At 62.9% G+C, this 8,315-nt stretch carries 11 protein-coding genes; 7 read left to right on the top strand and 4 right to left on the bottom strand.

The annotated features are described in order from the left end of the window. The first annotated feature begins 303 nt into the window (after positions 1–303). The 7 genes from ctrA to C7G41_RS38465 all read left to right on the top strand — a co-directional run bounded on the left by ctrA (position 304) and on the right by C7G41_RS38465 (position 5,349). Positions 304–1,005, top strand: coding sequence for a response regulator transcription factor CtrA (gene ctrA, locus C7G41_RS32150; RefSeq protein WP_007600544.1), 702 nt, complete (start codon positions 304–306; stop codon positions 1,003–1,005). A gap of 170 nt (positions 1,006–1,175) precedes the next feature. Beyond that, a complete protein-coding gene (locus tag C7G41_RS32155; protein WP_106946308.1) occupies positions 1,176–1,580 on the top strand; it encodes a DUF350 domain-containing protein in 405 nt (134 codons plus the stop codon). Between the two features lies 1 nt (position 1,581). Further along, on the top strand, positions 1,582–2,007 hold the full coding sequence (locus C7G41_RS32160) for a hypothetical protein (RefSeq protein WP_106946295.1): 426 nt from the start codon (positions 1,582–1,584) through the stop codon (positions 2,005–2,007). Between the two features lie 3 nt (positions 2,008–2,010). Beyond that, positions 2,011–3,171 carry a glutathionylspermidine synthase family protein gene (locus tag C7G41_RS32165; protein WP_106946296.1) on the top strand — a complete coding sequence of 387 codons (1,161 nt, stop codon included), beginning with the start codon at positions 2,011–2,013 and terminating at the stop codon, positions 3,169–3,171. Positions 3,172–3,425: 254 nt separating this feature from the next. Further along, entirely contained in the window at positions 3,426–4,064 is a 639-nt protein-coding gene (locus C7G41_RS32170) for a response regulator transcription factor (RefSeq protein WP_106946297.1), read from the top strand. 126 nt (positions 4,065–4,190) lie between these two features. Continuing rightward, entirely contained in the window at positions 4,191–4,901 is a 711-nt protein-coding gene (locus C7G41_RS32175; RefSeq protein ID WP_106946298.1) for a potassium channel family protein, read from the top strand. Between the two features lie 184 nt (positions 4,902–5,085). Next, entirely contained in the window at positions 5,086–5,349 is a 264-nt protein-coding gene (locus C7G41_RS38465; RefSeq protein ID WP_106946299.1) for a hypothetical protein, read from the top strand. 205 nt (positions 5,350–5,554) lie between these two features. Here C7G41_RS38465 and C7G41_RS32185 read toward each other — a convergent pair whose 3' ends face one another. The 4 genes from C7G41_RS32185 to C7G41_RS32200 form a co-directional block, all read right to left on the bottom strand. After that, entirely contained in the window at positions 5,555–6,427 is an 873-nt protein-coding gene (locus C7G41_RS32185; RefSeq protein WP_106946300.1) for a protein-glutamate O-methyltransferase CheR, read from the bottom strand. Further along, positions 6,424–7,620: a chemotaxis response regulator protein-glutamate methylesterase gene (locus tag C7G41_RS32190; protein ID WP_106946301.1), complete on the bottom strand. Its 1,197-nt coding sequence runs from the start codon at positions 7,618–7,620 to the stop codon at positions 6,424–6,426. The genes C7G41_RS32185 and C7G41_RS32190 overlap by 4 nt, the downstream gene beginning before the upstream one ends. 75 nt (positions 7,621–7,695) lie before the next feature. Then, the gene (locus C7G41_RS32195; RefSeq protein WP_007600538.1) at positions 7,696–8,061 is read right to left on the bottom strand and encodes a PleD family two-component system response regulator; all 366 of its coding nucleotides are present in this window, start codon (positions 8,059–8,061) and stop codon (positions 7,696–7,698) included. 72 nt (positions 8,062–8,133) lie between these two features. Continuing rightward, the coding region (locus C7G41_RS32200; protein WP_373681177.1) for a chemotaxis protein CheW at positions 8,134–8,315 on the bottom strand (182 nt) is incomplete at its 5' end.

An 8,315-nucleotide genomic window follows, 5' to 3' on the forward strand; every position in this document is an offset into this window, starting at 1 on the left:
ATCATTGCGTCACTGTCTTTGTGACTGAGCGTGGCCCCCCTTCAGAAGAAGGCTGAGTCGCGGGAGTCGGTTAGGCCCGTCTCTTAAAGTGGAACTTGAACGCAACCGGATAACGAAAGCTGCTTCGCACACAAGACCTTAGGGCGATTCGACGAAAATTGCATCTACAGGGCTTGCGTTCCAGAATCAGAATTTGTTAACCATCTGTTGTCAGGATCCGAATCAGTTGTTCAAAGGCGTTTTGTTGTGTGCCGCGAATGCGGCCGACCTGACGCCCAGGAGCGGCGACTATGGGGAACTGGCATGCGCGTTTTGCTGATTGAAGATGACAGCGCCGTCGCGCAGTCGATCGAGCTGATGTTGAAGTCTGAGAGCTTCAACGTCTACACGACCGATTTGGGGGAAGAAGGCGTCGATCTCGGTAAATTATACGATTACGACATTATCCTTCTCGACCTCAACCTGCCCGACATGTCCGGCTACGACGTGCTCAAGCAGCTCCGGGTCTCCAAGATCAAGACACCCATTCTGATCCTCTCCGGCCTCGCCGGCATCGAGGACAAGGTCAAGGGTCTCGGCGTCGGCGCCGACGACTACATGACCAAGCCCTTCCACAAGGACGAGCTGGTTGCCCGCATCCACGCGATCGTGCGCCGCTCCAAGGGCCATGCCCAGTCGGTCATCCAGACCGGCGACCTCGTCGTCAACCTCGACACCAAGACGGTGGAAGTCGGCGGCCAGCGCGTGCATCTGACCGGCAAGGAATACCAGATGCTGGAGCTGCTCTCGCTCCGCAAGGGCACGACCCTCACCAAGGAAATGTTCCTCAACCACCTCTATGGCGGCATGGACGAACCCGAGCTGAAGATCATCGACGTCTTCATCTGCAAGCTCCGCAAGAAGCTCGCGAATGCCTCGGAAGGCCGCAACTTCATCGAGACCGTGTGGGGCCGCGGCTACGTGCTGCGCGAGCCGCACGAGGTCGAAGAGCGCATCCCCGCCTGATCCTGGGTTTTACCCGCGAGCCCTTCGGGGCTTGCTCCTCCCAGCCTGGACCCCGCCGCAAATGGCGGGGTTTTGTTTTTTGGGGACGCGAACGCGGCCTCATCGCCCTGCCGCCGTTGAACCGCTATCCTTCCCCCGCCGACGAATGGTCGCTGCACGATGGGGGAACGATGATCCTGCAATCACTCGCCGGCCTGCCCGCCTTCCTGGTCTATTTCTGCACCGGGCTGATCGCGATCGTGGCGTACCTGTTCGTCTACACCCGCATCACGCCCTACAACGAATTCCAGCTGATCCGCGACAACGAGCCGGCCGCAGCGATCGCACTCGGCCTCAGCCTGCTGGGCTTCGTGGCGCCGCTGGTCAGCGCCATCGCGCATTCGGCCAATGTGCTGGACTGCCTGATCTGGGCGCTCATCGCGCTGATCGTGCAGATCATCGTGCTCTTTCTGGTGAGGGTGCCCGTGCCAAATCTGCCGGCGCGGATCGCGGCCGGCGAGCTTGCGCCCGCGATCTGGCTCGGGCTGTCCTCGCTCGCCGCGGGCCTGCTCAACGCCGCCTGCATGATCTACTGACATGGCCGACAAGCCCTCCAAAAAGGAGTTCGGCAAGCGCCGGCCGGCGGCCGGACCGCCGCCTGCACAACAGCCGGTGAAGCGCTCCGGCCATGTCGCGCTGCTGCTGATGGGCACGATCGCGGTCGGCACCACCGCCTACACGCTGATGCCGCGGCAGAATTGCGAGCCCTCTCCTGCCGGGGCGATCGTCCCGGGGGCGACGGTCCCCGGCGCGGGAGCGCCGGTGCAGGCGAGCACAGCCTGCAGCAGCAGAAGCAGCTCGTCGGGCGGCGGGGGCAGCTCGCGCTGGTCGTCGCGATCGAGCTTCTTCAGCAGCGACTCCTCGAGCCATTCCTCATCGGGAACGTCGTCCGATTCGGGCTCCGGCGGCGTGAGCCGCGGGGGCTTCGGCTCGTTTGGCCATGGCTTCTCCGGCGGCGGCTGACCCATGCAACGCATCGTCTGCCCCGAGCGCGACGACTGGCGGCAGACCGCCGAACAATGCGGCTTCGCCTTCCACACCATCGACGGCGAGCGCTATTGGGACGAGCGCGCCTACTACGCCTTCACGCTCGACGAGATCGAGCGCGGCATCGAGACGCCGACCGGCGAGATCGACGCGATGTGCCTGGAGCTTGCCGGCCGCGTGATCGGCGACGAGCATCATCTGCAGCGCTTGAAGATACCGGACGCGTTCTGGAGCTTGATCGCCGAGAGCTGGGCGCGAGACGACCGCAGCCTCTACGGCCGGCTCGATCTGAAATTCGACGGCAGGGGACCGGCAAAGCTGCTCGAATACAACGCGGATACGCCGACCTCGATTTTCGAAGCCGCGGTGTTTCAATGGACCTGGCTCGAACAGGCGATCGAACGGCGCATCATCCCGTCGCGGGCCGACCAGTTCAACTCCATCCACGAACGACTGATCGAAGCCTGGAAGCAGATTGCAGCTAGCCGCCATGTCCATCTCACCGGCACCACAGGCAACGAGGAGGACGCCGGCACGCTCGCTTATCTCGAAGACACTGCGCGCCAGGCGGGACTGGCGACCACGCTGCTCGACATCGAGGCGATCGGCTGGCGCGATGATGCCGGCGGCTTCGTCGATCGCGACGACCGCGACATCGCGCTCGCCTTCAAGCTCTATCCCTGGGAATGGATGTTCCACGACGCCTTCGGCGCAAAGCTCAAGGACGCACCGACACGCTGGATCGAACCACCATGGAAGGCGGTGCTCTCCAACAAGGGCATCCTGCCGTTACTCTGGGAGATGTATCCGAACCATCCCAATCTGCTGCCGGCTTTCTTCGAGGACGATCCGCGCGCGGCTGAGCTCGGCAGCTCCTATGTCCGCAAGCCGCTGCTGTCGCGCGAAGGCGCCAACGTCACGCTGGTAGCAGGCGGAATGCCGCTCGACGAGCAGGCAGGACCCTACGGCGCCGAAGGATTCGTGCGGCAGGCGCTCGCGCCGCTGCCGAACTTCTCAGACTTCTATCCAGTGGTGGGAAGCTGGCTGGTGGATCACGAACCCTGCGGCCTGTCGATCCGCGAGGACGAGAGCCCGATCACCGGCAACGGCTCGCGGTTTCTGCCCCATGCGATCTTGTGAGGCGCCTCTTCTTCCCTTCTCCCCTTGTGGGAGAAGGTGGCGCGGAGCGCCGGATGAGGGGTTCTATCCGCGAGTTCAAGTGACAGTTGGATTCGCGGCTCACGCATCGACAAAGGCCGGGCACGGCGGCGCCGTGGCACAAACTGCATAGAGAGTTTCCCAGCGACAGATCAGCTATGTCTTAAAAGGGCGCACAAAGTCACATAGGCCCCCCGAATAGCGCGGTAGCCTCTCTGCAATGGAGAGGGGGATCGGTGCCGGGGCTCGTGCATATTGTTGACGACGACCCGTCTTTCCTGACGGCCATGGAGCGTCATTTAAGGCTCGCCGGTTACGAGGTCGCCGTCTATGCGTCGGCGCAGGCGTTGCTGGACCGACTGCCGAGCGACAGCATTCCGAGTTGCATCCTTCTCGATGTGCAAATCCCCGACTTGGACGGCCCTGCCCTCCAAAAACAATTGGGCGAACTCGGCTCGACATTGCCGATCATATTTCTCTCCGGCTATCGCGACATTCCAATCACTGTGCGGACCATAAAGGCGGGTGCGCAGGATTTTCTGAGCAAGCCTGTAAGCTCAGAAGACCTTCTCCGCGCAATCGCCGGAGCCTTAGCACACCATCGATCGTCACGAGACCTACAGAACATACTGAACATGGCTCGTGCTCGTCTCGCTAAATTGACGCCCCGCGAGCGACAGGTCTTCGACCTTGTCGTTCGGGGCAAAATCAACAAGCAGATCGCCCACACGCTCGGAACGACAGAGCGCACGATCAAAGCTCACCGCCACGGCTTGATGGAGAAAATGCAGGTTCGGTCGCTAGCCGAACTGGTCTCTCTTGCCGAGCGGATCGGTGTCTTGGACGGCGCATCCGACAAGGGAGGGACGGTCTGACAATTCCACCAGTTCCAGGCGCCTGCCGATCCGTTGATCTACATCAACGACGCTGAGCTTTCGTCTCGAACTGTAAAGGCGAAGATGTGATCGGCGCGATCAGGGCCGGCGGTGTTAGGAACATCGATGGGGACGCCCATAAGCGAGCTGCGCCGGTTGCGCGGAGAACGCATTGACTGGCTGCTCTCGGTGCTGACCGGAGTGCTCGCATTATTGATTTTTGTCTTCGCGCCACTACAGGCAATGGGCATAACCGCCTTTCATCTATTTGCTGATGGTCTATTGCTGACGATCGTCGTCAGCATGGTGATCATCTCGAACAGCCCAACCGCCCTCGTTCTGATGTCGCTCGCGCTTGTTTCGAACGTCGCCGTATTCTTCCTTCGCATCTATTATCCTGTACCGTACCACCTTCACATTTTGGCCGGTGCATGGCTGGTCATCGCCTGCACGTTAGGCGTTGTCGTGCTTCAGGCCGTGTTCAGGCGGGGCCTCATTACATATCATCGGATTATTGGAGCGATCCTTCTGTACCTGTTGATTGCCGTGGCCTTTGCCACGCTGTTCCTGTTCATAGGGCTGGCGGCCCCAGACGCGATCAAGGGAATAGCCTTTCAAGACGATCAATCAGTCGCCGCGTCGCTCTTTTACATGAGCTTTGTCACGCTGACATCGACCGGCTACGGCGACATCGTTCCGGTGCATCCGTTAGCACGAAGTCTCTGCAATATTGAAAGCGTGATCGGCCAGCTTTATCCGGCGACCCTTTTGGCGAGGCTTGTGACCCTCGAACTAAGCAGCACCGGCTCAGTGCGCAAGCCGACATCTGCGGTCTGAGCCCGGTGGAGCTGCACCGACACGCGTGCGCCGCACTCTCGTCGCATGGCCTTCTCGCCGCTAGGCAGACACTCGATTGATCTATGTCAACGTCAGCGATCCTTTAGTGCACACGCTGCGTGCAGCCGCACCTGAGACGGCGTCCGTGCATCTGTTCCGCAGGCACGAAAAAGGGAGGTCCGCCATGCATCCGACCAAGCGTCTTTCGATCAAGTCAGCGACTGTTGCCGGGATTGCTGCAAGCGCCTTGTTAGGTCTTGCAGGTCTCACTTTCAATTCAGCTCCAGCCAACGCGGTCATATACTGCCAGTACGTTGAATATCCGGCGGGTTGCGTTGCCCGGGCGGGCGTCGTGCTCAGGCCTCGTCCGGTGGCGCGCGCAGCGGTCCGCCATAATGCGGGTGGCAATGCAAACGGCGGTGTCAATCGCGTTGGGGCGGGCCGGTAAGGGCCCGTCTCACGACGCAAAAAGCCGTCCCGGTGGCGGCCTTTTTCGTTCCTGCTCCGACTGCAGACGGCGTCACGTCGTCCACCGGGCGGCGACGGGCACCGACGTTAGGCCGACGCCTATCGGCCTAACGTCGGTCCGCTAAAGCAAAGCAGCTTCGAACGCGCGGCAACATCACGGCGCCGATTGGCGCGGGCCACGCATCTCACCGCGCCGCTGCCACCTTCAACGACGGCGGCATCAAGCCGCCCATCGGGCGGCCGGAGCGCGTCGGGTTGAGCTGATAGAGACCACGACGGTCGGCGATCGGGCGGAACGCGTCGGTGATGCCGACGACGGATTCGGCGGCGCCCAACAGCAGCGTACCGTCGGCTTCCAAAACCTTCGCCATGCGCTCGAAGATCACGGCCTTGGTGTCCTGGTCGAAATAGATCAGCACGTTGCGGCAGAAGATTACGTCGAACGTGCCGAGATGGGAGAAGTCCTGCAACAGATTGAGCTGGCGGAACTGCACCATCGCGCGAATGTCGGCATTGAGCTGCCAGACCTCGCCCGTTTGCGTGAAGTATTTCATCAGGTGCTGGATCGGCAGGCCGCGCTGCACCTCGAACTGGCTGTAGACGCCGGCCTTGGATTTCTCCAGCACCTCCTGCGACAGATCGGTGGCGACGATCTCGATGCGCCAGCCGGCGAAGGCTGCGCCCATCTCCTTCACGCACATGGCGATCGAATAGGGCTCCTGTCCGGTCGACGACGCCGCCGACCAAATGCGCAGCGACTTGCGCGCCGCGCGCGCCCGAAGCAGCCCCGGCAGGATCGTCTCGCGCAGATGATCGAACGGGATCTTGTCGCGGTAGAAGAAGGTCTCGTTGGTGGTCATCGCTTCGACCACGTCGCTTGCAAGCCGCCCGTCGCCATTCCTGATCTTCAGCACGAGATCGGGAATCCCGGCGAGGCTCGCCTTGCGAGCCAGCGGCAAGAGCCGGCTCTCGACCAGATACTGCTTGTCCGGGGAGAGATCGAGGCCGGAGCGCTCTTTCAGGAATTTGCGCAGATAGTCGTAGTCAACCGGCGTCACGAGCGGTCTCCCGCGAACAGGCGATTGACCCGGGCGCCGATCTGGTTGAGCGGCAGGATCGCCGCGCAGATGCCGGCATTGGCCGCCGCGCCCGGCATGCCCCAGACCACGCTGGAGGCTTCGTCCTGCGCGATCACGCTGCCGCCGGCGGCAACGATATCCTTGCCGCCGCGCATGCCGTCGGAGCCCATGCCCGTCAGGATCACGGAGAGGATGGCGCCATGCCAGATGTCGATGGCGGAGGTGAACAGCGGATCGACCGCGGGCTTGCAGAAATTGACGGCCGGACCGTCGTCGAGCGCGATCGCCACGTCGGCGCCGCTACGCACGACGCGCATGTGCTTGCCGCCCGGCGCAAGATAGATGCGGCCCGGCTTCACCGGCTCGCCGTCGACCGCCTCGGCCGCCGGCTTGCGGCTCGTGCGTGCCAGATGCTCGGCAAGAATGGTGGTGAAGGTCGGCGGCATGTGCTGGGTGATCAGCACCGGGACGCGGTCGATCACGGGGCCGAGCTCGGCGACGAGCGCCATCAGCGCCTGAGGACCGCCGGTCGATGAGCCGATCAGTAGCACCTTCGGTGCCTGGGTCGAGAACGGACGCGTGGACAGCGGCGAGGACGACGACGGCGCAGGCACGGCCGGAGTCGCCGCGGCAGGCCGCGCGACAAGCGGTCCACGTACAGCCGTAGCCGGGCTTGCGGGCGCCAGCGGCGGGCTCGCAACCGCGGGCTTGCGGCGCACCCGCGCGCCGAGGTGGCGGATTTTCTGGATCAGGTCGTGGTGGAAGATGTCCGCAGCCGACGCCTCGCGCGTCGATTCCGGCTTCGGAATGTAGTCGGCCGCGCCGAGCGACAGCGCCTTGAAGCTGATCTCCGCGTTACGGCGGGTCAGCGTCGAGGCCATGATGATGACGAGATCGCGCTTCTTCGCCAGGAGTTGCGGCAGCGCCGAGATACCGTCGAGCTCGGGCATTTCGATATCGAGGACGGCAACGTCGGGGTTGATGCGCTCGATCTGGTTGACCGCCTCGAGCCCGGTACGCAGCGAGGCCGCGACCTCCATGTCATGTTCTGCACCGACCCAGCGCGAGATCAGACCGCGAATGACGACGGAGTCATCGACGATCATCACCCGCAGCGGTCCGGCTTCCCGCGACGAGCCCGGGGTCGAATTACCTGCGAACGCAACACTCATTACTCACCAACTCAGACTGAAACGGTCAGTTGAAAACAAACGCCGAAGGAGCCGTTCAGCCTCCGGGGCGGTCGCTCAGATAAGGCCGACTTCCTGGAATTTCGCCGTCACGATGTCCTTGTCGAAAGGCTTCATGATGTACTCGTTGGCGCCGGCGTGCAGCGCGCGCGCGATATGCGCGACGTCGTTCTCGGTGGTGCAGAACACCACCTTGGGCTGGTCGCCGCCGGGCATGCGCCGGAGATGGCCGAGGAACTCGTAGCCGTCCATCACCGGCATGTTCCAGTCGAGCAGCACCGCGTCGGGCAAGCCGCGCTTGCAGGCCTCCAGCGCCTTCTCACCGTCCTCGGCTTCGAGGATCTGGAAGTCGAGGCCCTCCAGGATCCGGCGCGCAACCTTGCGGATGACGCTGGAATCATCAACGACGAGACAAGTTCGCATGTGAACCTCTGCTTCCACCCCTTTTGCGGGGGCACTTCCAATTGCAGGTACGTCGGCGGATGTGCCGGCGTATCAGGCCGCCATCATCTCGGGCGCGAGCTCGAGGACGCGATCGACGTCGAGGACGACCATGAGCTGGCCGTCGAGACGGTGGACACCGCCGGCGAGCTTGGCCATGCGGGGGTCGAGATTGACGGGGTTTTCTTCCATGCCGTCCTCGGCGAGCCGCAGCACTTCGCCGATCTGGTCGATCA

The sequence above is a fragment of the Bradyrhizobium sp. MOS002 genome (assembly GCF_003020115.1).
Taxonomy (GTDB): Bacteria; Pseudomonadota; Alphaproteobacteria; order Rhizobiales; family Xanthobacteraceae; genus Bradyrhizobium.

Bases quoted from the DNA above. Each gene is read 5' to 3' on its own strand.
- ctrA (WP_007600544.1), top strand. From the start codon at position 304: ATGCGCGTTTTGCTGATTGAAGATGACAGCGCCGTCGCGCAGTCGATC.
- C7G41_RS32155 (WP_106946308.1), top strand. From the start codon at position 1,176: ATGATCCTGCAATCACTCGCCGGCCTGCCCGCCTTCCTGGTCTATTTC.
- C7G41_RS32160 (WP_106946295.1), top strand. From the start codon at position 1,582: ATGGCCGACAAGCCCTCCAAAAAGGAGTTCGGCAAGCGCCGGCCGGCG.
- C7G41_RS32165 (WP_106946296.1), top strand. From the start codon at position 2,011: ATGCAACGCATCGTCTGCCCCGAGCGCGACGACTGGCGGCAGACCGCC.
- C7G41_RS32175 (WP_106946298.1), top strand. From the start codon at position 4,191: ATGGGGACGCCCATAAGCGAGCTGCGCCGGTTGCGCGGAGAACGCATT.
- C7G41_RS38465 (WP_106946299.1), top strand. From the start codon at position 5,086: ATGCATCCGACCAAGCGTCTTTCGATCAAGTCAGCGACTGTTGCCGGG.
- C7G41_RS32190 (WP_106946301.1), bottom strand. From the start codon at position 7,620: ATGAGTGTTGCGTTCGCAGGTAATTCGACCCCGGGCTCGTCGCGGGAA.
- C7G41_RS32195 (WP_007600538.1), bottom strand. From the start codon at position 8,061: ATGCGAACTTGTCTCGTCGTTGATGATTCCAGCGTCATCCGCAAGGTT.